This window comes from Bacillus sp. FJAT-22090, assembly GCF_001278755.1.
Taxonomy (GTDB): Bacteria; Bacillota; Bacilli; order Bacillales_A; family Planococcaceae; genus Psychrobacillus.
On the sequence record NZ_CP012601.1, the window covers coordinates 371,592 to 397,827 of the forward strand.

Sequence of the window (26,236 nt, forward strand, 5' to 3'; positions counted from 1 at the left end):
TTAAAAGAAATCGACCAATCTATATTCACAAGGAGGTGAGAGACATGCCAAACAACAATTCTTCAAACCAACTTTTAGTACCAGGAGTAAGACAAGCACTTGATCAAATGAAATATGAAATTGCTCAAGAGTTTGGAGTACAACTTGGGGGAGAAGCATCATCGCGTGCCAACGGATCCGTAGGCGGAGAAATCACTAAGCGATTAGTTGCTCAAGCTCAACAACAAATGAATGGTTTCAGCAAATAAGAAAACAACGGACCGGTAGCTTAGGCTGCCGGTTTTTCTTTTTGTGGTTTTTTTTTATAAATAAAGGTTTCTGAAAATTAATTTTATATATAAAACTCAGTTAATTTCCTTTATAATTAAAGTGTATAAAAAGGAGGAGTTTAGGATGAATAAACAAGACTTAATTGCACCTCAAAATTATAACCTAGTTAGTGAATTTGAAAAATATAGTAAAGATGAAAGTAAGCTAGCACTTATTTGGGAATCCGATAAGGGTGAAGTGAAGACTAGTACATATAATCAACTAATGAAAAGGTCAAATAAAATAGCAAATCTTTTTGGAAGAAAAGGTCTCCAAAAAGGTGATGTAGTATTAATCATGGTTCCTCGATTAATAGAGGCTTACGAAGTTTATATCGCAGCATTAAAAGCGGGATTAGTTGTAATACCGAGTTCAGAAATGCTTCGAGCAAAGGATATTGAATATCGTCTTGTGCATAGTGAAGCAAAAGCTATAATTGCATATGAGCCATTTTTAGACCAATTCGAAGATGTCTCTCATTTAGATGAAAAATTACTATTAGTAATAGGTGAAAGTAAAGATAACTGGGTATCACTAACAAATGAAATTGTAGCAGAATCAGATGAGTTTCAAGTGGTAGATACTTTAAAGGATGATATGGCATTTCTATCTTATACAAGTGGTACAACTGGAAATCCAAAAGGTGTAGTGCATACACATGGCTGGGCTTTTGCACATTTAAAAACATCTGCTCCAAATTGGCTTGGGATTCAAGAAGGTGATATTGTTTGGGCAACGGCTAGTCCGGGATGGCAAAAATGGATTTGGAGTCCGTTCCTTGCAACTTTAGGAAGTGGTGCGATTGGTTATGTTTATAATGGGAAATTTGATCCAAATACGTATTTAAAAAATATGCAAGAGAAAAAAGTAAATGTTCTTTGCTGTACACCTACTGAATACCGAATTATGGCTAAAGTAGATGGATTAAAAGATTATGATCTTTCCTCACTTCACAGTGCTGTTTCAGCAGGGGAACCTTTGAATAGAGAAGTTATTGAAACATTTGATAGATTATTCAATTTAGAAGTACGAGACGGCTACGGTCAAACAGAAAATACATTATTAGTTGGAACAATGAAAGGAACAGAAGCTCGTCCTGGTTCTATGGGAAAACCTACTCCTGGAAATACAGTAGAAATAGTGAATGAATTTGGAGAAATTTGTGCTCCAGGAGAAGTTGGAGATATTGCAGTGCATATAGAAACTCCAGCTCTATTTAAAGAGTATTTAAAGGATCCAGAACGAACATCTATGCAATTTAGAGGAGATTACTATATTACAGGCGACCAAGCGAAAAAAGATGAGGATGGATATTTTTGGTTTGAAGGTAGAGGAGACGATATCATTATTAGCTCTGGTTATACCATTGGACCATTCGAAGTGGAAGATGCACTTACAAAGCATCCTGCTGTTCAAGAATGTGCAGTTGTTGGAAGTCCAGATGAGCTTAGAGGGACGATCGTAAAGGCATTTGTTGTTTTACGTGATTCATCCATTCAAGGCACTGAGGAACTAGTGAAAGAACTTCAAGAGCATGTGAAATCCATGACAGCGCCATATAAATATCCGCGTGAAATAGAATTTATCAAGGAATTACCAAAAACTACTTCAGGTAAAATTAGAAGAATAGAGTTAAGACAGCAAGAACAACAACTCAAAACTAAATAACAAATTAGCACGGAGAATAATATGTTCTCCGTGCTTTTTTGTGTGATTGATGAATATGTCCATTTACTTCAATGAAGTAAAGTATTATAATGTTTCTTGTGTTTCGAGTTCCTAAATATGTGGGGTGATAGTTTTGCAAAATGAAGAAAAACAAGGGATAGTAATCGTAGCTGTTGCCTATATTTTTTGGGGTTTTATGCCAATATATTGGAAGTTGCTTTTGGATGTTTCCAGCGACGAAATTTTAGCAAGTCGAGTAATATGGTCCTTTATATTTACGTTTTTAGTAGTAATTCTAATGAAGAACTTTCGGGTATTAATAAGTGATTTAAAAGAACTTTGGAAAAATAAGAAAGCCTTTTGGAGTCTTGTTCTAGCTTCTTATTTAGTAACGGGTAATTGGTTTACATACATATTTGCAGTAAATGCAGGATACATTGTTCAAACAAGTCTAGGTTATTATATTAACCCATTAATTTCAGTGCTATTAGGTATTATTTTTTTAAAAGAAAAATTATCAAGAGCCCAGCAGCTTTCCGTACTTATAGCAGCTGCAGGAGTGGCAATTTTAACTGTCTCCTATGGAGAAATCCCATGGATTGCTTTTATTTTAGCGTTAACATTTGCTTTTTATGGACTTATTAAAAAAAGTTTAACGATTGATCCATTGAGAGGATTAACGCTAGAAACTTTGTTCGTTTTACCAGTGGCTCTTATATATTTTGGCTATTTGTTAATTACTGATAAAGCAGTCTTTTTTCATTCTAGTGCTCCTACTATGATATTGTTAGCTTTTACTGGTGTAGCAACTGCGGTACCGCTTGTGTTGTTTGCCAAAGGTACTAAAACGATGCCGCTTTATATGTCTGGTTTTCTTCAATACATAGCTCCGACTCTCATGTTGGTTATCGGAGTTTTTATATATGGCGAAACGTTTAGTAAAATTGAGTTCATATCATTTTCCTTTATTTGGATAGCGTTAATCTTATTTACTGCATCAAAAATTGTAGAGGTACGAAAAAAACAGGTAGTGCTATGACTACCTGTTTCTATTTATAAAAAGCTTTATGTGCTCCACGTAATATGTTGGGAAGATCAGATGCAAGTTTTTATTCTGTTGAGAATCTAATGAATATATTTACAACGAACAAGCCAAAGAAAGTAGAAAACGGATGTGCGTTTGCCGCAAGCTACGCATGAGCCTCCGCAGGATAAGTCGCTCCTTCGTCGCTCTCCCAGGATATACCCTTTAATACAGTACTATTTCATTAGAAGAATTAGACCCAGCACTTTTTTTTGAAGGTAAAACAACATGCCCTTATAAAAAAGAACGTTTTACTTTTTCCCAGTAGCTATTATCTTTTAATTTTACGGTTTTGATGATTTTATTGCTTAAAGCAATAGAGACAGTTTCTACATGCTGTATGCTCAATGCTTCGTTGTCGGTGCTCATAGATGGATAATCATTCCAATCCTTATGTAAACGGAGTTCGAGAGATCTATTGCCGCTCAATATAAAAGAAGTGCCAAGTGTTCTGAATTCATTGCTATTGACGGAAGCAATTTCTGTTACTTGGATACAAGGGAGAAGTGGATCTACAACTGCACCGTTTAACGATTTGTTGTAGGCAGAGCTTCCAGTCGGTGTTGAAATAACCATGCCATCTCCTCGAAACGTCTCGAAGAGCTTATCATCAATAATAATATCTAATACAAATGTTTTTATGATATTGGATCGAATCGCAAACTCATTTAAACAATAGAATTTCGGATTATGATTGACCGATATTTCCATTAACGGATATTTACGAACTTTTATTTGATCATTTAATACTGCATCTGCCATCGCTTCTATATCTTCTATTAAAAAGTCACAGTACATACTTAATGTGCCAGTTGTTGATATTCCAGCATAAAGACAATCTTGACGAAAACCAGTTTTGCGAACGGCCTGCAAAAAAGATCCATCTGTTCCAATACTAACAATAATAGAAGCATCTTGGTGGTTGTCTACAACCTGAAAGCCGTACGATTGAATCGCATCTGCTAAAACATCTTTTTTTTCTAATGATTCTATGTCATTCTTAGTATAAAGAAATATTGTATTTCTTGAGGTCATTAAGCTTTCTCCTTTTAATTAAATAATATTTGTGTCATATGAAATTAATTAGAAGTATGTGATCTTCTGTATATGCATTTATTTTAACATTTCATGAAACATTTAGACATTTTTTTCGTATGTAAGAATGTAAACAAAAGGAGGAACAAGGTATATGAATATGAAACGTTGGTTTGCCATCTTAGGGGCATCCGTATTATTAGCAGTTTCTATTTTTGTCAATACGTTATCGAGTGCATTTTCGACGGATTGGACAGCAATGATGGAGGAGTTTGCATCTGTTTCAAGCTCTGAATTTTATGAAACTGTAATTGAAGAAGGTAATATGAATGAACGTGTTGCACTCCTTACAGTAAATGGAGTTATACAGGATACAGGAAGTACTGGATCACTTTTTGCTAAGGAGACTTATAATCATCAATTCTTTTTAGAGCAATTAGAACAAGCGAAAACAGACGACTCAGTTAAAGCTATCGTACTTCAAGTAAACTCTCCAGGTGGTGGAGTAGTTGAATCGGCGCAAATTTATAAAGAAATTAGAGAGATACAAGAGGAAGCAGGTAAGCCAGTTTATGTTTCGATGGGCAGTATGGCAGCATCTGGTGGTTATTATATCTCAGCATCTGCGGATAAAATTTTTGTAAACAAAGAAACAATTACAGGATCAATCGGTGTAATTATGCAAAGTGTCAATTATGGTAAGCTTGCTGAGAAATACGGTGTAGAATTTGTTACCATCAAATCAGGTCCATATAAGGACATTATGAGCCCATCAAGAGAGATGACAGAAGAAGAGAGAGAACTTTTACAGGTCATGTTGAACGACTCCTATGAGGATTTTGTAGATATTATCGAACAAGGACGTAATATGACGGAGGCTGAAGTTAAAAAAGTAGCGGACGGAAGAATAGTAAATGGTCGTCAAGCAGTTGAAGCAGGATTAGCAGATGAAATTGGATTTATAGAAGATGTAATTCAAGCGATCAAAACAGACAATGATTTGGAAGATGCAGAGGTTTTTGAATATGGATACTCGCCAAGCTTTTCTTCATTGTTTGCGATGAAGGCACAATCATTCTTTGGTGTTGATATGGAGTCTAAATTAATCGGTAAACTGATTGCAGATAATAGTGCACCTCGCATGATGTATTTATACGGTGAATGATAAGGAGGGAATATGATGAGTGAAATTGAACAGCCAGAAGAACGTATTGTGCAAGTAAGTGAAGCTCCAACTCAACCAGTCACTACAAAGCCAACTGATCAATTTGAGCACAAAGCGGCAGGCTTTTGGATACGTTTTTGGGCATATGTAGCGGACCTGTTAGTTTTGGCTTCTATTGGAATGTTACTAATAAAACCTATTTTCCGTTTACTTTCATTGGAGATAAATGATCCTACTTGGTATGCTCCTTTTACGTTAATTACATCAATTATATTTTATGCTTATTTCGTGTTGATGACGAAATTTTTCAACCAAACAGTTGGAAAAATGATTTTTGGTATTAAAGTAATCACAAAGGACCGAGAAAAGTTAAAATGGAGTACGGTTTTATTTAGAGAATGGGTTGGTAGAATTATCTCGGTGATTCCACTAAATATTCCATATCTTGCAGTTGCTTTTACTCCTAAAAAGCAAGCTATTCACGACTTTATTGCAGATACTTTAGTAGTACACGAAGCTGTATATGATAAAACTCAGAAAGTTGAATATACACGTCCTCCTGCTGCAAAAGAGTTGCAAGAGCAGAACATATTCTAGTAAGATGAAGATATTGAAAAAGGAGGCTACATATTTATGGCTCAAGTAACATTTAAAAACAATCCAGTAACTTTAGTTGGAAAAGAAGTAGTAGTTGGAGAAAAGGCGCCAGACTTTACAGTTCTAGCAAATGATTTATCACCAGTAACACTTCAAGACTCTGCTGGTAAAGTTCGTTTAATAAGTGTAGTTCCTTCCCTTGATACAGGAGTATGTTCTACACAAACAAACAAATTCAATCAAAGTGCTGCTAGTTTAGGTGAAGATGTAGTAATCTTAACAATTTCAGTAGATTTACCATTCGCTCAAAAACGTTGGTGCGGAGCTAATGCTGCTGACGCAATTCAAACTCTATCTGATCACCGTGACCTTTCATTTGGTAGAGCATACGGTGTTTATATGGAAGAACTACGATTACTAGCTCGTTCTGTTTTTGTAGTCGATAAAAATGACGTGGTTACTTACGCTGAATACGTTAGCGAAGGTACCGATCATCCAGACTATGAAAAAGCATTAGAAGCGGTTAAAGCATTAACGAACAAATAAAACATTTAAGCCCACTCTTAGAGTGGGTTTTACTATGAGGGATAAATATGCACACAAATGTAGAAAAAATTTTTACGTTTATCGATCAAGAGAGTAGCTTTATAGAAGAACAAGCATCTGTTACCTATTTAGAGGGAGTTATTTATGCACTGGAATTATGGTTAACAGACAAAAAAACGCCTTCCATCATTAATCCTAGCAAGGAACAAATAAGAAAAGCTGTACAACTGGCGATACTTAAAGGTATGAAAAAATCTGCTCAAGTCAATCATCAAATGACCCCAGATGCGATTGGATTACTAGTAGCTTATTTTGTGAAGGAAATGTCGAAAGACAAAAAGGAATTGGCAATTTTAGACCCTGCCTTAGGAACAGGTAATTTACTTTATACAGTAATGAATGCATTACCAACAGAGAACCATGCATTTGGAGTGGAAATTGATGATTTGTTAATCCAGTTGGCTGCACAAACAGGAGAGTTATTAAGTTTCGACGTACAACTATTTAGACAAGATGCTCTACAGCCTTTACTAATCGATCCTGTTGATATTGTTGTAAGTGATCTGCCAGTTGGATATTATCCTGAATCAGAATCAGCAAAAGACTACTTCCTACATAGTGAAGAAGAGATGTCTTATGCACATCACTTGTTTATCGAGCAGTCGATGAAACATGTGAAACCAGGTGGCTTGTTATACTTTTTAGTACCTGAAACAATTTTTGAATCGAAACAAGCTCCAAAACTGCATAAATTCTTGAAAGACAATGGTTGGATTCAAGCTGTTATCCAATTACCGTCAACTATTTTCAAATCAAAAGGACAAGAAAAAAGCTTATTAATCATACAAAAGAAAAATGAGACTTTAAAAGCTCCAAGAGAAGTTTTACTTGCAAAAGTACCAAATATGTCGAACAAAGAAGCAATGGAACTCTTTTTTAAAAAAATTGACATATGGCAAGAAGAAAACGCTAAATAATCATTGTTGCTCGCTCCTTCTATGAAAGGTACAATTAACGTACTAGTTTATAGAAGGGGCGTTTTTTTATGGCAAATATTTTAGCAATTAATGCAGGAAGTTCTTCTTTAAAGTTTCAATTGCTCAAAATGCCAGAAGAAGAAGTAATTGCAAAAGGGTTAATCGAGCGAATTGGTTTGAGCGAGCCAATTTTTACGATGACGACAGAAAGTGGACGTACTCAATTAATTGAACATGTTGAAAACCATACACAAGCTGTTAAATTAATCATTCGACAGCTGTTAGAAAAAGATGTCATTCACTCTTTAGAGGATATACATGGAGTTGGACATCGTGTAGTACATGGTGGGGAAGCCTACAGTGATTCTATACTGATCGATGAAAAGGTTATGGAAAAATTAGATGAGCTATCTGAGCTGGCACCGTTACATAATCCAGCAAATATTACAGGTATACGTGAGGTTGCGAAAGAATTACCGCATGTTCCTGCTGTAGCAGTTTTTGATACTGCCTTTCATCAAACAATGCCAGAGAGCTCATACTTATATTCCATTCCTTATGACTATTATAAGAAGTATGGCATCCGTAAATATGGTTTCCATGGTACCTCACATAAGTTTGTAGCTTATCGTGCAGCAGAGATGTTAAATCGACCTATTGAGACTACTCGATTTATATCTTGCCATTTAGGTAATGGTGCAAGTATCGCTGCTATCAATCGTGGTAAATCAATCGATACCTCAATGGGATTCACACCTCTTGCCGGAGTAACGATGGGAACAAGATCGGGGAATCTCGACCCAGCACTCATCCCTTATTTAATGGAAAAAACGGGTAAAAGCGCAGAAGAAGTACTAGATATATTAAACAAAAAATCTGGTATGCTAGGAGTATCTGGATTTTCCAGTGATCTTCGTGATATCGTTAACGAGGCTTCCAAAGGAAATGATCGAGCACAGTTAGCCCTAGATGTTTTTGCAAATCGTATTCACAAATATATTGGCTCTTATGCTGCTCGAATGAATGGAGTAGACGCAATAATATTTACTGCAGGTATCGGAGAGAATAGCTCGGTCATTCGAGAAAAAGTTTTAAGCGGACTACAATTTATGGGTGTTTATATGGATCCTGATTTAAACCAATTACTAGGGAAAGAAACGTTTATAAATTACCCACATTCACCAGTAAAAGTAATCGTCATACCAACGAACGAAGAAATAATGATTGCGAGAGATACGATGAGATTAGCGGAATTATAAAGGGTTTGAACGATTTTGCTACTAGTAAAATCCAATTTTCAATTATAAAGTTTTCTAGGAAATCAATTATATGAGACGTATTTGCTAAAAGACCTAAGTTTCATAACGCTCTAATATTTTCAAGAGTCAGAGCTAGCTATAATTTCGAAGTTTAGCTTTTAAAGGAACTTGTACATTAGATTTTAAATTTCTGCAAGAGGACCTGTTCCCGCTGACGAAGTTGAGTTTGTAGATAAGTTGACTAGCTTAACTTTTAATCAGAAAATAAATCAAAAAAGTAAGGTTCAAGGTTTCTTATATGCAAAGCTCGATGGTTTTAAGTCAAAAGCCTATGGTTTAGTTATGAGTAAATGGTTGCTTTTTAATAATAATATTAATAATCGAACATGCTAAAAAATCTTCAAATTCTATTAACAGGGTTAGAAGTTTTTTTGTATCTAAATAGTGTCTAGAACAGCCGTAAATAGAGGGAGGAGTTGATGTTATATTTTTTCAACAATTCTAAAAAAGGTTTTTATAGGAGATTCTACTGAAAAAGTTTCTCCTGTTAAAAATGATAATACAAAAAAACAAATCCAATATTACCTCTACAAGAATTGGTGAGCTTGGTGAAAATAAGGTAAATCTACAACATGACCAACTAACTAAGAACAGTATATATCTAAGCGATGTGTTAATTCATAACAATAAAGCAGAGTCAGGTTATTCACAAATAGACCATGTTATCTTTAATCCTTATGTGATATTTGTTGTAGAGACTAAAAACTACTCTGGTACTATTTATGGAGATAGGAGCGGAGCTAAGTGGAGTGTCAATGGAAAATTTCCAATGATGAATCCATTTAATCAGAATTATGGTCATATACAAGCGATTAAAAGAATTCTAGATACAGCTGATGATACACAATTTGTATCAATTACTTCGGTGGTATTACAAAAGAAGAGCTTGTTCAATTAATTTATTGATAAATGGAAGAGAGTCTGACGTATGTTGGGCTCTTTTTTGATACTAAGGTTAATGCTCTATTAACATTGTTATATCACGTTCTTTTGTCGAAGGGAGTTCTGACAAGAGACTAATCAAATAAATGGATAGAAACAAAGTTTTTTCGATAAAAAATAGGGTGCTAAGTAGAATGATATAACTATTCTTCTATCCATTTTAGATTTAGATACTTTCGTGGTTATGAAAAGAACTTATTGGAAAAAGGAACTAATATTGCTCTAATTTCAAAAGCTTTGGGACATAGGAACTTGGCGATCACAACAAAATATTTGGATTTAGATGTAGAAGAGGTAGCAACTAATTTGAGAGACTACCTATGAGGATTAAAAACGAGACTTTATGAAGATGAAGAAAAGTAGCTGTAGTACTTACAAAAGTAATTAGAATCACCCATGACTATAATTAATATAAGAATGTGTTACCTAAACGCCAGTCCGAGTAAGCTAAGGATGATATAAATAATCTTCTAGGTAAATATGTACAAAGAAATTTACCTAAGGCAAGTATTCAATTTAAAGGATCAAAAAGAGATGGAAAAGTAATTAAGGTAGGGCTTTTATTTAAGATTTGAGCGCACCAATTCTACTGTTCATATTCTCTAAAAAATTTACCTAATTTTAGAAATAAATAGTATAATAGATTTAAATATTCTATTACCATTTTCCTTTTAGTATATAGATTACTTGGATTTTTTATAATGAAAAAGTGGGGTAATAAGGAACGGAAGTTTAGATATGAAGATAATTGTGGGAGTTGCATTTAAATGTATGAAAAATATAGTTTAGTTGAATTACAGAAAGAGCCTATACATTCTAATTTAAATCAAGTTAAAATTCTTGATGAAGATTTATATAACGTGAAATTATTACAAATTAATATATTGAGAAGCAAATTAATAAATTTAGGAATGAAAAACTCTGAATTTTCTTCCCTATCAATAAAAAGGTCTTCTTTGGAAAATTGTTATTTACGATATGCGAAATTTGTGAATGTAGATTTTACTGGTTCAACTTTTATTGATTGTGATTTAGAAAACGCTAAGTTCAATTCATGTAATTTAAGATATGTGAAATTCAGGAATTGCAAATTAAATATTAAAGAAGTATTGGGCTGTTTACCGACGGAAGCAAACTTAAAACTTGCTTTGTTGAAAGAATTAAGGAAAAATCAATTAGACTTAGGTGATAACCAATCGAGTGACGAATTATTAGTGAAAATTATTGACACTGAAAAAGAACTTTTTTTAGCAAGGGCATTGTGTAAGACAAGTTATTATCGAGAAAAGGAAGATGTGTCTTCAAGAATTGTATCATTTTATCATTTTATTATCTTAGTGATGAATGATTTTGTTTGGGGTTACGGTTTAAAATTAACTCGTTTGTTTAGAACCGCATTCTTAACGATTTTAATATTTGCTTTTTTAATATATATCTTAACAGGTGAGGATTATCTTGCTACATCTGTAACTGGAAGCATCAAGACCGAACTAAACTTTTGGCAATCTTTGTACGCAAGTTATACTAATTTTACAGCTGTTGGATACGGACATTACACACCAATTGGATTAGGGAGTAAACTACTTTTTGTAGTTGAGAATATTTTTGGATTAATTTTCTTTGGTTTATTAATTTCTGGTATATACAGGAGGATAGTGAAGTGAATAAATATTATGACTTTGAACAAATAGAAGGATTGTTAAGTATAGTTCTTTTCGGTTCAAAAGCAAGAGGAGAGGAAGATGATTTTTCAGATGTGGATATATTTCTATTGGTTGAGGATATTCCACAAGATAGAATAGAAGAAATCATAGATATCTTAAAAAGTAAATTATTATTTGATAACATCAGAATATCTCTTTATCAAATAAGTACATACAAACAATTGTTATTGGAAGGCTCAATGTTTATATGGCATTTAAAACTTGAAGGTAGAATCATTTATAAAAAATCAAATATCAATTTATATAACAACTTAGTTCCATTCACCAAGTTTCAGTATAACCTTTCACTGTATAAAAAACTTTATATAAATGCAAAAGCAAGTTTGAAGGCAAATGGAATGAATGAATTTGATTTATCCCAATTATTTTTTATTTGTAGAAATGTATGTCTTCTTACTTGTTTTAAGCTATCTTATCCTACCTTTGGTAGAATTTCAGTTTACGATAAACTACTTGAAATTATTGGCGTTTTACCTCTTAGTAGAGAAAATTATATTTTATTATCTAGATGGAGACTAAGCTATACTCGAGCAATTGATTTAAATTTAAATTTTCCTACAGGAGTAAATATGTTAAAGATTTTAGCAGAAATTGATAACTTATTTACCTTATCGAGGGAGATTATTGAAAGTGGAGGACAAAATGTTGGAAAAATTACCAAACATGAAGATATTCTTGAAAAAATTGAAAAAAGACAAAACTTTAGTATTTAATTATGAAAAATTAAGCCTATTTGAACGCGAGCTATTTTTATCTTCTCAAAATCTTTTAATTGAGAATTACGGGATTCGATTATGGGGAATATCTCGCTATCATTACAAAAAGTTCATTAAAGAAATGGAAGAACAAAATCTAAGATTAGATAGTAATATAAAAAAGTTAGTTGAGTTGAGTTTGGAAATAAATAATATAGTTAATAATAGAAGTGGAAATTTAGGTTATGGGGGAACAAGTACTCGGGAAAATAAGAAGAATGCAAAATTGGATTTATTAATTGAATACATTGGAGATTATATTCAATTGTATGAAGAGATCGTATAAAGAGGAATCTCTAATAATTTATTTGAAGTAAGTACCTGTTAATAAAATTTTGGTTTAGTATGCTTTGATTTACAGTAGTTTTTTTCAGTGGATTACACTTAGCTAAATTAAGTCAAAAAGGAAAAATAAAAGTAGAGCATAACTAAAATCTGATAATAAATATATTAATAAGTTAGTGTACAGAATTACTAGTAGAAAAATATAAATTACCGAATTGACTTATTTAATGAACATTTTCAATATACTTTCCAATATTAGAAAGATTATCTAACCAAGTTAGTAAGAGGTTAGACTCTCTTAACAAACGTAGACGTCCCTAAATACTTCGTTGGTATTACAAAAGAAGAGCTTGTTCAATTAATTTATTGATATATGGGAGAGATCTGACGTATGTTAGGCTCTTTATTAATTCTAAAATGGAGTTATGGTCGTTCAATTAGAGTACATGATTATAGAAAAGAAATCATAACCATTTTTACATATGATGGAGCAATCACAACTGAAATGGTATAATTGGCTTAAGAATACTTAGAAATGTTGTCATATCAAGGGTCGATTCACCAGTAAAAGTAATTGTAATTCCGATGAATGAAGAAATAATGATTGCCAGAGATACGATGAGATTGGAGGTATTATAAAAAGGGAGGTAGCCCAACAGGGCTACCTCTTTTGGATTTAACTTTCTGTTTCTTCAGTACGAACTACTAGAACATCACACTTTGAGGAGCGAACGATGTATTCAGATACACTACCGATAAGGAAGCGTTCTACTGTGTTTAAACCAGTTGCCCCACAGATAATTAAATCTGCTTCTACTTTGTTTGCGATGTCTTTTGAAATCATTGTTTTTGGTGAGCCATACTCAACGATTATGTTCACATTTGCAACGCCGCCTGCAAGAGCTTCTTTTTTATATCCATCTAATAATTCTTCTGCAAAAACTTGAGCTCGTTCAGCGATAGAGCGGTCATAAGCCTCGATTGCAGCAAATGATCTTGTATCAATAATGTTAATCAAGTTTAAAGTGGCATTGTTTCTTGCTGCAATGGATACAGATTTTTTAAAAGCAAGCTCCGCCTCTTTAGAACCATCTACTGCAACTAGAATTTGTTTGTATTTTAATGTCATAATTAAAACCTCCTATTCTTGTTATATATATATATTTCGAGATTTCTTTTTGTATTCCTTCTACTTAGAGTAAGTTTTTAAGAACAACTTGTGAACTTATCCATATAATTATTATTTTATTGAAGTAATTTTCCTATATAAATGTTAAAATGGAAGTGTTTTAAAACGTTTTCATTTTTATTACTTAAAATATGTACATAAGGGGATATGGAAATGCGTATTGGTGTACCAAAAGAAACTAAAAATAACGAAAATCGTGTGGCTATGACGCCTGCGGGTGTAGTTACTTTAAAACTTCACAATCATGAAGTGATTATTGAAACTGGAGCGGGATTAGGTTCAAGTTTTACAGATGAGGATTATATTGCAGCAGGTGCAACAATTGTAAATACTGCACAAGAAGCATGGAATCAAGAAATGGTTATGAAAGTAAAGGAACCTACTCATGATGAGTTTCATCTGATTAAAGAAGAATCCATCCTTTTTACTTATCTACATTTAGCACCTGAAGAAGATTTGACAAAGGTTCTATTAGAAAAGAAAGTAACTGCTATTGCTTACGAAACGGTTCAACTTCCGAATAATTCATTACCACTATTAACGCCAATGAGTGAAGTTGCTGGTCGTATGGCAACACAAATTGGTGCACAATATTTAGAGAAAATTAATGGCGGTAAAGGAATTTTACTTGGTGGTGTTCCAGGAGTACCACGTGCGAAAGTTGCAGTTGTAGGTGGGGGAATTGCTGGAACAAATGCAGCTCACATAGCTGTAGGTATGGGTGCACAAGTTACAATCATCGATTTAAATCCTGATCGTCTTCGTCAGTTAGAAGATTTATTTGGTAGTAATGTTCAAACATTAATTTCAAATCCATATAATATCGGACAAGCAGTAAAAGAAGCAGACTTAGTAGTAGGAGCAGTTTTAATTCCTGGTGCAAAAGCTCCAAAACTTGTTTCAGAAGAAATGATTAAATCGATGTCTCCTGGCTCTGTTGTAATTGATATTGCAATCGACCAAGGTGGAATTTTTGAAACTTCTGATCGCATTACAACGCATGATAACCCAACTTATGAAAAGCATGGTGTTGTTCATTATGCAGTTGCTAATATGCCAGGAGCAGTTCCTAGAACTTCAACAATGGCACTAACGAATGCAACTGTTCCGTATGCTTTGCAAATTGCTAACAAAGGATATCAACAAGCTTGCTTGGATAATCTAGCATTACAAAAAGGTATCAATACTTTAGCTGGTCATGTTACTTTTAAAGCGGTTGCGGAAGCACAAAATCTTCCTTATGTAGATGTTACAACGCTTTTAAACTAAAATATTTAGTTCTGAACACCCAAAGGTATTATAACTTTGGGTGTTCTGTTTTTTATTTATTAAGATGGAGTGGTGAAAAATGGCATATTTGCTTGTAGGAGTAGCTGGAGCACTAGGGGCATTATTAAGGTATTTAATCGGACTTTTATTGTTTACAGACTCTATATTCCCTTTTGCCACATTAGCGGTTAATTTAGTAGGTTGTTATATACTCGCTTACTTATCATCAGTAGTACTGCCAAAAAGTAGGCTACCTTTGACTTTACAAACTGCCATAACTACGGGATTTTTAGGTGCTTTTACAACTTTCTCTACATTTAGTTTGGAAACAGTGGAATTAGTTAATAGAGGTGAATATCTAATGTCTATAGTATACGTATTGATCAGTATGATTGGTGGCATTCTGATGAGTAAATTAGGTTGGAAGAGTGAGGGAAGTAAATGAGTATTTTACATCTTGGCGCTGTAGCTATTGGAGGGTTTATAGGATCCATCGTTCGATTTTACATATCCCAAAAGCTTAACAATCCTGATCATAAATTACCGTTTGGCACACTTCTTGTTAATTTAAGCGGATCTTTCTTATTGGGGTACAGTATTCATTTAGGTCTTGATAAATATCATGTTCTACTTCTAGGAGTAGGATTTCTCGGTGCTTTTACAACCTTTTCAACCTTTAATAAAGAATTACTTACACTTCAAAAATATCCTCGAAAATGGCTTATCTATTTTGCCGCTACCTATTTGGGAGGCCTAGGCTTAGCATTTCTAGGATTCTATATAGGAAAATAAAAAAGCATCTCGTAGGATGCTTTAGTTCGTCTACAAACGTGTAAATATCCTTCACATTTTATTGGATATGAGAAGCGTCCGCTCGACTCCTGCGGGAAAGCGAGACAGACGAGACCCTGCAGGAGCGTAGCGACGAAGCGGCTCGGCGCTCGCCCGCGGAAAGCGAGCGGTAAGCTTCGGTAAACCAGATTTCCTATATAAGATCAACAGTCTTAAAGCTCTCGTGTGGATGCTTTTATAGAACTATCAATTCCTTAGGAAACTTTGTAAGTACCTCAACACCATTTTCTGTAACGACCACATCATCTTCAATACGTACACCTGTTATATCCTGATGGTATATTCCTGGCTCAATAGTGAATACCATGCCAGTTTCTAGTTTCATCTCATTTACACCAGTGATCGATGGAAATTCATGTACTGAAATCCCAAGACCGTGGCCTAAACGATGTGTAAAATACTCTCCGTATCCAGCGTCTGTAATTACGTCTCGAGCAATTTTATCAAGCTCCATAGCAGTTACACCAGGTTTGACTGCATTTACTGCAGCCTCTTCAGCACGGCGTACAGTCTCATAAACTTCACGTTTTTCCTCTGTTGGTTCACCAAATGCTACAGTTCTAGTAATATCTGAGCAGTAGCCATTATAAACAACGCCTAAATCAAATAGGATAAAGTCACCTTTTTGTATTTTACGATCACCAGGATTACCATGTGGAGAAGCCGTTTTAGGTCCGCTTAATACCATCGTATCAAAGGACATTTGATATCCGCCTTTTTCTTTTACTGCATTTTCTATTGCATTTAAAATTTCTAGCTCTGTTTTTCCTTCAGCAATTTCTTTGCAACCTACTTCAATTGCAAAATCAGCAAGCTCAGCAGCTTTTCTCATATTTACCAATTCATCTTCTGTTTTAATAACACGTAATTTATTGATCGCCTCATCGATTCTTGAAATTTGAATCGCAGGTATTCTCTCTAGTATAGCTTCTTGGCGTTCGACAGTTAAATGTGCTTTTTCAATTGCTAATGAGTTGATAACGCCAACTTTGTTTTGAATGGTTTGAACTACGATATCCCAAGCATTTTCCGTATCTTGGTGACCAACAATATCACCAGTCCAACCAGTTGCCAAAGCATCTGGAACTTCCATTTGCGGACAAATGATAAATGGTGCAGCATCCTTAAAAATTAAAACACCAAGCAAACGTTCATGCGGATTGCTTCTAAATCCAGTAAAATAAAATACATTATCTGGAGTCGTTATGAATGCAGCGTCAATATTATTAGACTTTAAAAAACTTTGAATTCTTTCTACTTGTTTCATCATGGCACCTCTTTTAATATTTATAAGTTAAGGATATCAGAATAAAGGATTTCTGGCATCTACGTTGAATGAAATACAGAGAGAAAATTAACCAAAAGGAGCGGATTACTTATGCAAATTAGTTATCATGGACATTCTGTAGTAAAAATTAAAACAAATACGCACACGATTTTAATCGATCCTTTTATCACCGGAAATGGTTTAACTGATTTAACGGCCTCTGAGGAAAAGCCAGATGTAATTTTATTGACACATGGACATAATGATCATGTCGGAGACACTATTGAAATTGCAAAGCAGTCTAATGCACTTGTTGTAGCGCCTTTTGAGCTTGCTGCTTATCTAGGTACAAAGGGTTTAAATACACATGAAATGGGTTTAGGTGGAGCATATGAATTTGATTTTGGACAAGTAAAGTTTACACAAGCATTCCATAGTTCTTCTTTTACTTCAAATGAAGATGGAACAATTTACACTGGTATGCCAGCTGGAATATTATTTACCGCAGAAGGTAAGACCATCTACCATGCAGGTGATACAGCCCTGTTCGGAGATATGCAACTAATTGGGCAGAGAAATAATATTGACGTAGCATTTTTACCAATAGGTGATAATTTTACTATGGGTCCAAAAGACGCAGCCTATGCTACTGAACTATTAAAGCCAAAGGTAGTTGTCCCGATACATTACAATACTTTCCCACCTATAAAACAAGACCCAAATCATTTTAAGGAATTAGTGTCAACTGCAGAAGTACAAATACTACAAGCGGGTGAGATGGTAAGACTGTAACATAGCTAGATAATATATATAATGTGGTACAATAAGCGTATAACAATCGTTTGGATGTGACTACATGACAACAAAACATGAGCAAATTTTAGCGTATATAGAAAAACTTCCTGTTGGGGATAAAATATCTGTTAGACAAATAGCGAAAGATTTAACGGTAAGTGAAGGGACAGCATACCGTGCGATAAAAGAAGCAGAAAACAGAAGGCTAGTTAGTACAATTGAACGAGTTGGAACGATTCGAATTGAACTAAAGAAAAAAGAACATTTTGAAAGATTAACTTATGCTGAAGTAGTAAATATAGTAGATGGACAAGTATTGGGTGGGAAGTCTGGTCTTTACAAAACACTAAATAAGTTCGTTATAGGTGCTATGCAATTAGAAGACATGATGCGTTATGTAGAGCCGAGTAACTTGTTAATTGTGGGAAATCGTCTTCAAGTACATGAATCAGGACTGCGAGCAGGAGCAGCAGTACTTGTAACCGGTGGATTTGACGTTTCTGATAGAACAAAAAAACTAGCGGACGATTTGGAGTTGCCAGTAATATCAACAAGCTATGATACTTTTACGGTTGCTACAATGATCAATCGGGCAATTGATGATCAACTGATTAAAAAAGATGTACTTTTAATTGAAGATATTTATGTTCCTTTAAAAGATACATCTTTTCTTCGTACAAATGATCTAATTAATCGCTATCATGAATTAAACCAATTGACAACACATGGAGGATTCCCAGTAGTTGATAAATCGAACAAGCTCGTGGGCATTGTGACGGCAAGAGATGTAATTGGTAAAGATAGTCAAGAGCTAATCGACAAAGTAATGACGAGAAATCCAATATCCATCACGCTTAAAACTAGTGTCGCTTCAGCAAGTCATCGTATGATTTGGGAAGGAATAGATTTGTTACCCGTAGTAGGTGATAACAATTCCTTAAAAGGTGTCATTAGTAGACAGGATGTATTGAAAGCATTACAAGCTGCTTCAAGACAGCCTCAAAACGGAGAAACTATAGACGATATTGTAAAGCAGCAAATTAAACTAATTTCTGCTGAAGAATACATTTTTGAGTTTATAGTAACTCCGCAGATGACGAATCATTACGGTGCTATGTCGTATGGCGCATTCTCTATATTATTGACAGAAACAGGGGCCCAAACCTTGAAAATTCGAAAACGAGGAGAAAGCGTAGTAGAAAATATGACGATTTACTATACGAAGCCTATCCAGATAGAAAGTATTTTACGAATCCATGCTAAAGTATTAGAAATGAGCCGTAAAGTAGCAAAAATGGACATAGAAGTATTTAATGAGAAACAGTTAGTCGGAAAAGCAATGGTTACTTATCAAATGCTCGAACGATGAAAAAATGATGCAGCTTTATAGCTGCATCATTTCCAATTAAATATGTTATTTATTTAAATCTAATTCCTCTTGAACGAATTGTCCATAATGCTTGGATACTTTATAATTATGATACATAAAATACCCTCCCAGAAGGATAAAAATTGCGGAGATTACATATGTAAGAGTTGATGGGAACACGATAAGAAAATTTAATCCAAAAAAAAGTATAAATGCTCCCAAACAAATAGATGCTTTAGCGGCAAACCATTTTTTTCGAATAGGTAAAGTGGTGCGAAATTGTTTCGTTTTAAAATAAAAATACCAAACAAATGAAACAACGATGGCTAGTATAAAGATAAAATTAAGTATCATAATGGACCCCCAATAAAAGTTAAGCTTTCATTATTGTATAGGGAAATTTGTGAAAATGCGAATAGTAAATCTGATGAAGTGAGGGAACTTGAAATGAAAAGACAAATCATAGACACAATCGAACGCTATGACAAAATAATAATACATAGACATGTACGTCCCGATCCGGATGCATATGGATCTCAAATAGGATTAAAAGAACTCATTTCATTAAACTATCCAAATAAAAAAGTATTTGCTACTGGAATTCATGAAAATACTTTAGACTTTTTAGCTCGACCAGATAAAGTTTTAGATGAAGACTTTCAAGATGCTCTTATTATTGTTACAGACACTGCAAATACAGAAAGAATAGATGATGATCGGTATAAGCTAGGTAGTTATTTGATAAAAATAGATCATCACCCAAATGATGATGCTTATGGAGATTTACTCTGGGTTAACACAAGTGCGAGCTCGGTTAGTGAAATGATTTGTGAACTATTTGAAGAAGCGAAGGAATATAGAAGCTGGAAGTTGGATGCAAGTATTGCAAGATTATTATTTGCAGGAATTGTTGGAGACACAGGAAGATTTATGTTCCAAAGTACAACGCTCCAAACAATGAAATATGCAGGACAATTGCTTTCTCATGGCTTTGATCGTACTGAACTGTTCAATGGTATGTATGAGGTTGAACGTAACTTACTTCATTTAAAAGGCTATGTATATGAAAACTTTAGCATGGATGAAAATGGTGTAGGCTTTGTTAAATTGACAAGAGAAATATTACAAAAATACAATGTTGCAGAATCGGAAGCTTCTTTATTAGTAAGTGCTTTAGCGGACGTAAAAGGAATGAGATGTTGGGTATTCTTTATCGAGGATGAAAAAGAAATTCGTGTTCGCCTTCGTTCAAAAGGTCCGATTATTAACGAAATTGCCAAAAAATATGGTGGTGGAGGGCATCCACTAGCTTCAGGAGCTTCCGTAAAGTCGTGGGATGAAGCAGATGTTGTCATTAAGGATTTAAAAATGCTGTAAACAGAGGTGTCTTATATGGAAACAGTATATCCACAAATTGTAACATCAGCGGATATGCTGAAAAGTACAATACAACTGGACCAACTAATTCAAAAGTTGAAAAAGAATAATGCGAAGGCAGCCGCTATTACAAATAGTAAATTGTATGGCATGTTGCCTTTTTGGCATGAATTAAATAAAGAACAAATTCACCCAGTGATAGGACTAACGATCAAGCTCCAATTAGAAACTCAAATATGTTCTATCATTTTATACGCAAAAAACAACAGAGGTTATGAAAATCTTTTGAAGATTACAAGTAGCCTAGAAACAAGAGAACTTTCAGAACTACCACTAAAATGGCTAATAGCTTATAAAGAAGGAATAATTGCAGTCTATTACAGTGAACAGCAATATTCGAAAGAAGCATTAGCTGAATTAGCTAAAGTATTTCTTCCTTCCTTCCTGTTTGTAGGTATAGAAAGACCAAATGGAGTTATCAAGGAAAACGAACATGAAATAATATCGATTGCAGATGAACTTTCTATTCCTATAACTACTTATCATATGAGTCGCTATGTAGAAAAAGAGGATTCTTTTGCATTCGAAGTTTTAAATGCAATGGATCAATCCCTCAAAATGTCTGACATGAATCGTTTAAAACCTTCCACTAATTCTTATCACATTCTTTCAAACGAGGAGTGGCTGAATTGGTTTTCAGATGTTCCAAATTGGCTTGACAATACAAAAAAAATGCTAGAAAGCTGCCACTTATCATTCGAACAACATACCCACCATATGCCGAAATTCCCTCTACCTCCAAACGTATTGGCAAAAGACCATTTACGACAACTTTGCGAAGAGGGTTTAATAAAACGAGTACAAAACATTACGACCGAGTATGTGGAGCGTCTACAGTATGAACTTAACGTTATAAGTCAAATGAAGTATGATGATTATTTTCTAATCGTGCAGGATTTTATGAAGTTTGCAAAACAGGCTGGAATTTTAACAGGACCAGGACGAGGATCTTCTGCAAGTTCCCTTGTAGCTTATTCTCTTAGTATTACCGATGTAGATCCACTTGAATATGGTCTTTTATTTGAACGGTTTTTAAACCCAGAACGTATTACTTTGCCAGATATTGATATTGATTTTGCCGATTCTAAAAGAATGGAAGTTATACAATACGTTGTTGAAAAGTATGGCAAACAACATGTGTCCCAAATAATCACTTTCGGTACTCTTTCAACAAAAGCTGTGGCGCGTGAAGTGGCGAGGGTATTTGGGTTTGAATCTTCTACATTAGAAGCTATCTCATCCTTTATTCCATCCAAGCCTGGCATTACACTAAAAGGTGCATATGAGCAATCACAAAAGTTAAGAGAGTTTATACAAACAGAAGAAATCCGCAAAAAATGGTTCCAAGTCGCTCTTGCTTTAGAAGGACTACCGAGAAATGCTTCCACTCATGCAGCTGGTGTAGTACTTTCACCAAGTCCACTTGTAGACGTAGTACCGATCCAGAGTGGCCATGATGATATATATTTAACGCAGTGGCCGATGAAAGAAGTGGAGCAGGTAGGCTTACTGAAAATGGATTTTCTTGGGTTGAGGAACTTGACCATTATAGAGAGAATTCTATTTTTAATCAATAAAAAAACGACAAATAAAGTCACATTAGCGGCTATTCCTTTGAATGATCAACCTACTTATCAAATGCTTCAAAATGGGGACACAACAGGTGTCTTCCAACTTGAATCTGCAGGTATGCGAAATGCTTTAAGGCAAATTAAACCGTCAAAATTTGAGGATATTGTAGCGGTTAATGCTTTATTTAGACCAGGGCCTATGGACAGTATTCCATTGTACGCAAAAAGAAAATTAGGACAGCAGGCTGTAACATTTGAACATCCAGTGCTTGAACCAATTTTAAGAGAAACTTATGGCATCATTGTCTATCAAGAGCAAATCATGCAAATTGCCTCACAAATGGCTGGTTTTACATTCGGAGAAGCGGATTTGTTACGACGAGCAGTTAGTAAAAAAAATCGTGAAATCTTACAAAAAGAACGAGCTCATTTCGTTCAAAAGGCTATACAACTTGGTCATACACAAGAGGCTGCCTCGACTGTATACGACTTAATCGTTCGTTTTGCAGATTATGGATTTCCAAAAAGTCATGCAGTTGCCTATAGTGTTATTTCGTATCAAATGGCTTATTTAAAAACTCATTTCCCTGTTCCATTTTACTGTGCATTATTAAGTACTGCAGTTGGAAATCAGGAAAAAATAAATCAACTTTTAATTGAAATGAAACAAAAAAATATTAGCGTGTTACCTCCTTCCATTTATAAAAGCCAACTATCCTTTTCTGTTGAAAGTGGTGGTGTTCGTTTTGGCTTAAATGCTATTAAAGGGGTGTCTCATGCATTTATCAAGAAATTAACACAGCAAAGAGTGAACAGAACCACTAACTGGGATGATATTTTCGATTTTGCCGCCGATCTTACTGCTGTCCATTTTACAAGAAAAAATGTGGAGCCTCTTATTAAGGCTGGTGCTTTAGATGAATTTGATGAAGAACGGTCTACGTTGCTCGCCACGTTAGATGCTGCAGTAAAATATGCGGAGCTTGTAAGCCCTACGGAAGAGAGTGATTTGTTTAACGGAGATGCTTCTCATTTTGGAAAATCTAAATATATACAAACCGAACCATTACCGTTAATGATGAAACTTCAATTTGAAAAAGATGTGTTAGGTCAATATTTTTCTGAGCATCCTACAGTTTCCATTAAAAGAAATCATCCTGATCAAATAGCTAATATATGGAACGTTCAACAAGCACAAAAAGAATGGAAAGTAAAAATAATTGGTCTCATCGAAGAAATAAAAAGGATAAGAACAAAAAAGGGTGAATCAATGGCATTTGTTACATTACAAGATGATACTGGAAATATTTCGGTAACTCTTTTTCCTGAAGAATATGCGAAATATAATGCTTTGTTGAAAGAAATGTCAATTATTGTCGTTGAAGGAAAATCAGAACGTAGAAATGGGAAAACACAAATAATAGGAAAATCACTTTGGAATTAGAACTGTACAATTTTGTACAGTTTTTTCTTTACGTTTTAAGAATAATTTTGTATGCTATTAGTTATGAGTGGTCAGACCACTTTGAAATTAATGGAAGTGTGAGGATGTATGATTCCAAAAAATAATTCCAGCAAAATGTTTTTAGAGATAGTAAAACAATTAAGAGATCTTATTAACGAGGAGAATGTAGCAGTTGGCGGAAAATTGCCATCCGAGAGAGAATTGGCGGAAAGATTGCAAGTAGGCAGGTCAACTGTAAGGGAAGCACTTAGAAGTTTAGAATTACTTGGGTTAATTGAAACAAGAAGAGGAGAAGGAACTTTTCTTTCTGATTTTCGTAAACATCAATTAGTAGAACTACTGTCTACATTTATTTTACAGGAATCTAAATCTAAAGAAGACGTACACAAGACAAGAGAAACTTTAGAAAAAGAAGCAGTTCGTACAATATGTGTTTCAGATAGCTTGTCTAAACATTCTATATGGGACTCATTCCTAATTAGATTAAATAATGAAGAGGTTTTACGTGAGGATATCATTCGAGAAATAATTATTATTTCCGATAATCGGCTTACTTTAAAAATATGGTTTTTATTAAAACAATTTGCTGGAGAGCCTTATAAGAATCAGATGTCTTTAGAGGAAAAAGACATTTGGATCCAGCTGTTAAATAGCTTAAAAAATGGCGATGAAGTTAGTACTATAAATTTATACATCCAATGGCTAGCTATCATCCCAACCGATCAAATTAGTTTATAGTCATCGATACCTTGAGCTTTTCTTAGGAATAGGGGAGAGAATAAATGATACGAGATATTTTTAGAAAAAATCATAAAAAGAAATATGCAACAATACCTGATCAAGCTAATAAAGAAGTTCCGGAAGGGATTATGATGAAATGTCCTGAGTGTAGAAAGAATGTTTTTACAAAGGACTTAATGAAAAACTTAAAAGTTTGCCCTTCTTGTGATCACCATATGAAAATGACAGCTTTTGAACGAGTTGAAATTTTTTTAGATGATAATTCATTTGAAAGTTTAGATGATCATTTGCAAACGGATAATCCGCTTAACTTTCCAGGCTATACCGAAAAAATTAAATCTGACGCTAAAAAAACAGGCATAAATGAAGCTGTGTTAACAGGCGTTGGAGAAATTGAAGGACAAAAAGTAGTCGTAGCTATCATGGATTCACACTTTAGAATGGGTTCTATGGGTTCAGTTGTTGGAGAAAAAATAACGAGAGCAATAGAAAAAGCTACAATGCTAAAAGTACCTTTTATTATTTTCACAGCTAGCGGTGGAGCTAGAATGCAAGAAGGTGTTTTATCCTTAATGCAAATGGCGAAAACATCCGTTGCTCTTAGAAGACATAGCGATCATGGACTTTTATATATTTCGATATTGACTCATCCAACAACAGGTGGAGTTTCAGCTAGTTTCGCTTCTGTTGGTGATATTAACCTAGCAGAACCAAAAGCATTAATTGGATTTGCGGGTCGTCGGGTAATTGAACAAACAGTACGTGAAAAATTACCTGAGAATTTTCAGACAGCTGAATTTTTATTGGATCATGGCCAACTAGATGCAGTAATTCACAGAAAAGATATGCGTTCAACTGTAGCTTCACTTGTGAAAATGCATGTACAAAAGGAGGTTACATCATGGTAAAAGCATTACCATTTGAAGAGCCTATTGTTCAACTAAAATTAAAAATTGATGAACTAAAAGAGTATACCCTGAACACAGAAATAGATATGACAGAAGAAATAGAGAAATTAGAAGAGAGATTAGAAAAACTAGAACATGATATTTATGAAAATATGCAGCCTTGGGACCGTGTTCAAGTTGCTCGACATCCTAATCGCCCTACGACAAAAGATTATATTAAACTAATATTTTCTGATTTTATAGAGCTTCATGGGGATCGTTTATTTGGTGATGATGCTGCAATCATCGCTGGTATTTGCCAACTAGATGGTAAACCTTTAACAATTATTGGTCATCAAAGAGGACTTGATACAAAAGAAAATATTAAACGGAATTTTGGTATGCCACATCCAGAAGGCTATCGGAAAGCACTTCGTTTAATGAAGCAAGCAGAAAAATTCAACCGTCCGATTATTTGTTTTATAGATACTAAAGGGGCTTACCCTGGTAAAGCTGCAGAAGAGAGAGGACAAAGTGAAGCTATTGCTAGAAATTTAGTAGAAATGGCTGGACTTAAAGTGCCTGTTATCAGTGTAGTAATTGGAGAAGGTGGAAGTGGTGGTGCACTAGCACTAGGGGTTGCAAATCATATCCATATGCTGGAGAACTCTACTTATTCTGTTATCTCACCGGAAGGAGCAGCATCTATTCTTTGGAAAGACGCAGCTCTAGCTCAACAAGCAGCTGAAGCAATGAAAATCACAGCACCCGATTTAAAGGAAATGAAGATTATAGATCAAGTTATTAAAGAGGTGCATGGTGGTGCTCATCGAGATCCAGAAAAACAGGCTACTTTTTTGAAGGAAGCTCTGATTATATCCCTGCAACAATTAACTAAATTATCCTCTGAAGAGCTAATTGAGGATAGATATAATAAATTTAAAAATATCGGAGTTTTTAGTGAGTGAAATGCGTCTTTTCAGACGCA

Annotated in this window: 27 protein-coding genes and 1 pseudogene; 24 read left to right on the forward strand and 4 right to left on the reverse strand. The window is 34.5% G+C overall.

The features are described from left to right. The first annotated feature begins 44 nt into the window (after positions 1 to 44). The 3 genes from AM499_RS01945 (at position 45) to rarD (ending at position 3,016) form a co-directional block, all read left to right on the forward strand. Complete coding sequence (locus AM499_RS01945; protein ID WP_053588614.1) at positions 45 to 248, forward strand: alpha/beta-type small acid-soluble spore protein; 204 nt, start codon at positions 45 to 47, stop codon at positions 246 to 248. A 145-nt stretch (positions 249 to 393) separates the two neighbouring features. Then, positions 394 to 1,977 (forward strand): acyl-CoA synthetase MbcS, encoded by a 1,584-nt coding sequence (mbcS, locus tag AM499_RS01950; RefSeq protein ID WP_053588615.1) that lies wholly within the window; start codon positions 394 to 396, stop codon positions 1,975 to 1,977. 133 nt (positions 1,978 to 2,110) lie between these two features. Next, positions 2,111 to 3,016 carry an EamA family transporter RarD gene (rarD, locus tag AM499_RS01955; RefSeq protein WP_082355146.1) on the forward strand — a complete coding sequence of 302 codons (906 nt, stop codon included), beginning with the start codon at positions 2,111 to 2,113 and terminating at the stop codon, positions 3,014 to 3,016. A 279-nt stretch (positions 3,017 to 3,295) separates the two neighbouring features. Here the strand turns inward: rarD and AM499_RS01960 are convergent, their stop codons facing one another. After that, the gene (locus AM499_RS01960) at positions 3,296 to 4,096 is read right to left on the reverse strand and encodes an NAD kinase (RefSeq protein ID WP_053588616.1); all 801 of its coding nucleotides are present in this window, start codon (positions 4,094 to 4,096) and stop codon (positions 3,296 to 3,298) included. A 154-nt stretch (positions 4,097 to 4,250) separates the two neighbouring features. On the opposite strand from AM499_RS01960, the gene sppA reads away from it, so the two are divergent. The 11 genes and pseudogenes from sppA (at position 4,251) to AM499_RS22175 (ending at position 12,920) form a co-directional block, all read left to right on the forward strand. Next, positions 4,251 to 5,261, forward strand: a complete 1,011-nt coding sequence (sppA, locus tag AM499_RS01965) for a signal peptide peptidase SppA (RefSeq protein WP_053588617.1) — start codon at positions 4,251 to 4,253, stop codon at positions 5,259 to 5,261. A 15-nt stretch (positions 5,262 to 5,276) separates the two neighbouring features. After that, positions 5,277 to 5,858 carry an RDD family protein gene (locus AM499_RS01970; protein ID WP_082355147.1) on the forward strand — a complete coding sequence of 194 codons (582 nt, stop codon included), beginning with the start codon at positions 5,277 to 5,279 and terminating at the stop codon, positions 5,856 to 5,858. Between the two features lie 36 nt (positions 5,859 to 5,894). Next, the gene (tpx, locus tag AM499_RS01975; protein WP_053588618.1) at positions 5,895 to 6,404 is read left to right on the forward strand and encodes a thiol peroxidase; all 510 of its coding nucleotides are present in this window, start codon (positions 5,895 to 5,897) and stop codon (positions 6,402 to 6,404) included. Between the two features lie 47 nt (positions 6,405 to 6,451). Next, the gene (locus AM499_RS01980) at positions 6,452 to 7,381 is read left to right on the forward strand and encodes a class I SAM-dependent methyltransferase (RefSeq protein ID WP_053588619.1); all 930 of its coding nucleotides are present in this window, start codon (positions 6,452 to 6,454) and stop codon (positions 7,379 to 7,381) included. Positions 7,382 to 7,449: 68 nt separating this feature from the next. Continuing rightward, on the forward strand, positions 7,450 to 8,640 hold the full coding sequence (locus AM499_RS01985) for an acetate/propionate family kinase (protein WP_053588620.1): 1,191 nt from the start codon (positions 7,450 to 7,452) through the stop codon (positions 8,638 to 8,640). Positions 8,641 to 9,193: 553 nt separating this feature from the next. Continuing rightward, on the forward strand, positions 9,194 to 9,598 hold the full coding sequence (locus AM499_RS01990; protein ID WP_053588621.1) for a nuclease-related domain-containing protein: 405 nt from the start codon (positions 9,194 to 9,196) through the stop codon (positions 9,596 to 9,598). A 221-nt stretch (positions 9,599 to 9,819) separates the two neighbouring features. Then, positions 9,820 to 9,966: pseudogene (locus AM499_RS21935) on the forward strand (tyrosine-type recombinase/integrase); the annotation flags it as partial. Between the two features lie 443 nt (positions 9,967 to 10,409). Beyond that, the gene (locus AM499_RS01995) at positions 10,410 to 11,306 is read left to right on the forward strand and encodes a pentapeptide repeat-containing protein (protein ID WP_053588622.1); all 897 of its coding nucleotides are present in this window, start codon (positions 10,410 to 10,412) and stop codon (positions 11,304 to 11,306) included. Continuing rightward, entirely contained in the window at positions 11,303 to 12,079 is a 777-nt protein-coding gene (locus tag AM499_RS02000; RefSeq protein ID WP_053588623.1) for a nucleotidyltransferase domain-containing protein, read from the forward strand. Before AM499_RS01995 ends, AM499_RS02000 begins: the two co-directional genes overlap by 4 nt. Further along, positions 12,012 to 12,407, forward strand: coding sequence for a hypothetical protein (locus AM499_RS02005; protein WP_053588624.1), 396 nt, complete (start codon positions 12,012 to 12,014; stop codon positions 12,405 to 12,407). The genes AM499_RS02000 and AM499_RS02005 overlap by 68 nt, the downstream gene beginning before the upstream one ends. A gap of 390 nt (positions 12,408 to 12,797) precedes the next feature. Next, positions 12,798 to 12,920: a hypothetical protein gene (locus AM499_RS22175; protein WP_269432387.1), complete on the forward strand. Its 123-nt coding sequence runs from the start codon at positions 12,798 to 12,800 to the stop codon at positions 12,918 to 12,920. 162 nt (positions 12,921 to 13,082) lie between these two features. On the opposite strand, the gene AM499_RS02010 is transcribed toward AM499_RS22175, so the two are convergent. Beyond that, complete coding sequence (locus AM499_RS02010) at positions 13,083 to 13,535, reverse strand: universal stress protein (RefSeq protein WP_053588625.1); 453 nt, start codon at positions 13,533 to 13,535, stop codon at positions 13,083 to 13,085. Positions 13,536 to 13,748: 213 nt separating this feature from the next. Here AM499_RS02010 and ald point away from each other — a divergent pair, with 213 nt between their 5' ends. The 3 genes from ald to AM499_RS02025 all read left to right on the forward strand — a co-directional run bounded on the left by ald (position 13,749) and on the right by AM499_RS02025 (position 15,656). Then, positions 13,749 to 14,864, forward strand: coding sequence for an alanine dehydrogenase (gene ald / locus AM499_RS02015; RefSeq protein WP_053588626.1), 1,116 nt, complete (start codon positions 13,749 to 13,751; stop codon positions 14,862 to 14,864). 79 nt (positions 14,865 to 14,943) lie between these two features. Further along, positions 14,944 to 15,309 (forward strand): fluoride efflux transporter CrcB, encoded by a 366-nt coding sequence (crcB, locus tag AM499_RS02020; protein WP_053588627.1) that lies wholly within the window; start codon positions 14,944 to 14,946, stop codon positions 15,307 to 15,309. Then, on the forward strand, positions 15,306 to 15,656 hold the full coding sequence (locus tag AM499_RS02025; protein ID WP_053588628.1) for a FluC/FEX family fluoride channel: 351 nt from the start codon (positions 15,306 to 15,308) through the stop codon (positions 15,654 to 15,656). Before crcB ends, AM499_RS02025 begins: the two co-directional genes overlap by 4 nt. Positions 15,657 to 15,891: 235 nt before the next feature. Here the strand turns inward: AM499_RS02025 and AM499_RS02030 are convergent, their stop codons facing one another. Continuing rightward, entirely contained in the window at positions 15,892 to 16,983 is a 1,092-nt protein-coding gene (locus AM499_RS02030) for a M24 family metallopeptidase (RefSeq protein WP_053588629.1), read from the reverse strand. Positions 16,984 to 17,094: 111 nt separating this feature from the next. Here AM499_RS02030 and AM499_RS02035 point away from each other — a divergent pair, with 111 nt between their 5' ends. Further along, entirely contained in the window at positions 17,095 to 17,775 is a 681-nt protein-coding gene (locus AM499_RS02035; RefSeq protein WP_053588630.1) for a metal-dependent hydrolase, read from the forward strand. A 64-nt stretch (positions 17,776 to 17,839) separates the two neighbouring features. Further along, the gene (locus AM499_RS02040; RefSeq protein WP_053588631.1) at positions 17,840 to 19,147 is read left to right on the forward strand and encodes a DRTGG domain-containing protein; all 1,308 of its coding nucleotides are present in this window, start codon (positions 17,840 to 17,842) and stop codon (positions 19,145 to 19,147) included. Positions 19,148 to 19,192: 45 nt separating this feature from the next. Here AM499_RS02040 and AM499_RS02045 read toward each other — a convergent pair whose 3' ends face one another. Then, entirely contained in the window at positions 19,193 to 19,501 is a 309-nt protein-coding gene (locus AM499_RS02045) for a YtpI family protein (protein ID WP_053588632.1), read from the reverse strand. Positions 19,502 to 19,594: 93 nt separating this feature from the next. Between AM499_RS02045 and AM499_RS02050 the strand changes: the two genes are divergently transcribed. The 5 genes from AM499_RS02050 to accA all read left to right on the forward strand — a co-directional run bounded on the left by AM499_RS02050 (position 19,595) and on the right by accA (position 26,216). Beyond that, the gene (locus tag AM499_RS02050; protein ID WP_053588633.1) at positions 19,595 to 20,524 is read left to right on the forward strand and encodes a DHH family phosphoesterase; all 930 of its coding nucleotides are present in this window, start codon (positions 19,595 to 19,597) and stop codon (positions 20,522 to 20,524) included. A 15-nt stretch (positions 20,525 to 20,539) separates the two neighbouring features. After that, a complete protein-coding gene (dnaE, locus tag AM499_RS02055; protein ID WP_053588634.1) occupies positions 20,540 to 23,599 on the forward strand; it encodes a DNA polymerase III subunit alpha in 3,060 nt (1,019 codons plus the stop codon). A 108-nt stretch (positions 23,600 to 23,707) separates the two neighbouring features. Further along, positions 23,708 to 24,358, forward strand: a complete 651-nt coding sequence (locus AM499_RS02060) for a FadR/GntR family transcriptional regulator (protein ID WP_053588635.1) — start codon at positions 23,708 to 23,710, stop codon at positions 24,356 to 24,358. A gap of 44 nt (positions 24,359 to 24,402) precedes the next feature. Next, positions 24,403 to 25,269: an acetyl-CoA carboxylase, carboxyltransferase subunit beta gene (gene accD / locus AM499_RS02065; protein WP_053588636.1), complete on the forward strand. Its 867-nt coding sequence runs from the start codon at positions 24,403 to 24,405 to the stop codon at positions 25,267 to 25,269. Next, positions 25,263 to 26,216 (forward strand): acetyl-CoA carboxylase carboxyl transferase subunit alpha, encoded by a 954-nt coding sequence (gene accA / locus AM499_RS02070; protein WP_053588637.1) that lies wholly within the window; start codon positions 25,263 to 25,265, stop codon positions 26,214 to 26,216. The genes accD and accA overlap by 7 nt, the downstream gene beginning before the upstream one ends. Positions 26,217 to 26,236: the final 20 nt, after the last annotated feature.

What these genes read in the sequence shown, in the direction of transcription:
- AM499_RS01945 (WP_053588614.1), top strand. Translation starts at nt 45, where the DNA reads ATGCCAAACAACAATTCTTCAAACCAACTTTTAGTACCAGGAGTAAGA.
- mbcS (WP_053588615.1), top strand. Translation starts at nt 394, where the DNA reads ATGAATAAACAAGACTTAATTGCACCTCAAAATTATAACCTAGTTAGT.
- AM499_RS01960 (WP_053588616.1), bottom strand. Translation starts at nt 4,096, where the DNA reads ATGACCTCAAGAAATACAATATTTCTTTATACTAAGAATGACATAGAA.
- sppA (WP_053588617.1), top strand. Translation starts at nt 4,251, where the DNA reads ATGAATATGAAACGTTGGTTTGCCATCTTAGGGGCATCCGTATTATTA.
- AM499_RS01970 (WP_082355147.1), top strand. Translation starts at nt 5,277, where the DNA reads ATGAGTGAAATTGAACAGCCAGAAGAACGTATTGTGCAAGTAAGTGAA.
- tpx (WP_053588618.1), top strand. Translation starts at nt 5,895, where the DNA reads ATGGCTCAAGTAACATTTAAAAACAATCCAGTAACTTTAGTTGGAAAA.
- AM499_RS01980 (WP_053588619.1), top strand. Translation starts at nt 6,452, where the DNA reads ATGCACACAAATGTAGAAAAAATTTTTACGTTTATCGATCAAGAGAGT.
- AM499_RS01985 (WP_053588620.1), top strand. Translation starts at nt 7,450, where the DNA reads ATGGCAAATATTTTAGCAATTAATGCAGGAAGTTCTTCTTTAAAGTTT.
- AM499_RS01990 (WP_053588621.1), top strand. Translation starts at nt 9,194, where the DNA reads ATGATAATACAAAAAAACAAATCCAATATTACCTCTACAAGAATTGGT.
- AM499_RS01995 (WP_053588622.1), top strand. Translation starts at nt 10,410, where the DNA reads ATGTATGAAAAATATAGTTTAGTTGAATTACAGAAAGAGCCTATACAT.
- AM499_RS22175 (WP_269432387.1), top strand. Translation starts at nt 12,798, where the DNA reads ATGTTAGGCTCTTTATTAATTCTAAAATGGAGTTATGGTCGTTCAATT.
- AM499_RS02010 (WP_053588625.1), bottom strand. Translation starts at nt 13,535, where the DNA reads ATGACATTAAAATACAAACAAATTCTAGTTGCAGTAGATGGTTCTAAA.
- ald (WP_053588626.1), top strand. Translation starts at nt 13,749, where the DNA reads ATGCGTATTGGTGTACCAAAAGAAACTAAAAATAACGAAAATCGTGTG.
- crcB (WP_053588627.1), top strand. Translation starts at nt 14,944, where the DNA reads ATGGCATATTTGCTTGTAGGAGTAGCTGGAGCACTAGGGGCATTATTA.
- AM499_RS02025 (WP_053588628.1), top strand. Translation starts at nt 15,306, where the DNA reads ATGAGTATTTTACATCTTGGCGCTGTAGCTATTGGAGGGTTTATAGGA.
- AM499_RS02030 (WP_053588629.1), bottom strand. Translation starts at nt 16,983, where the DNA reads ATGAAACAAGTAGAAAGAATTCAAAGTTTTTTAAAGTCTAATAATATT.
- AM499_RS02035 (WP_053588630.1), top strand. Translation starts at nt 17,095, where the DNA reads ATGCAAATTAGTTATCATGGACATTCTGTAGTAAAAATTAAAACAAAT.
- AM499_RS02040 (WP_053588631.1), top strand. Translation starts at nt 17,840, where the DNA reads ATGACAACAAAACATGAGCAAATTTTAGCGTATATAGAAAAACTTCCT.
- AM499_RS02045 (WP_053588632.1), bottom strand. Translation starts at nt 19,501, where the DNA reads ATGATACTTAATTTTATCTTTATACTAGCCATCGTTGTTTCATTTGTT.
- AM499_RS02050 (WP_053588633.1), top strand. Translation starts at nt 19,595, where the DNA reads ATGAAAAGACAAATCATAGACACAATCGAACGCTATGACAAAATAATA.
- dnaE (WP_053588634.1), top strand. Translation starts at nt 20,540, where the DNA reads ATGGAAACAGTATATCCACAAATTGTAACATCAGCGGATATGCTGAAA.
- AM499_RS02060 (WP_053588635.1), top strand. Translation starts at nt 23,708, where the DNA reads ATGATTCCAAAAAATAATTCCAGCAAAATGTTTTTAGAGATAGTAAAA.
- accD (WP_053588636.1), top strand. Translation starts at nt 24,403, where the DNA reads ATGATACGAGATATTTTTAGAAAAAATCATAAAAAGAAATATGCAACA.
- accA (WP_053588637.1), top strand. Translation starts at nt 25,263, where the DNA reads ATGGTAAAAGCATTACCATTTGAAGAGCCTATTGTTCAACTAAAATTA.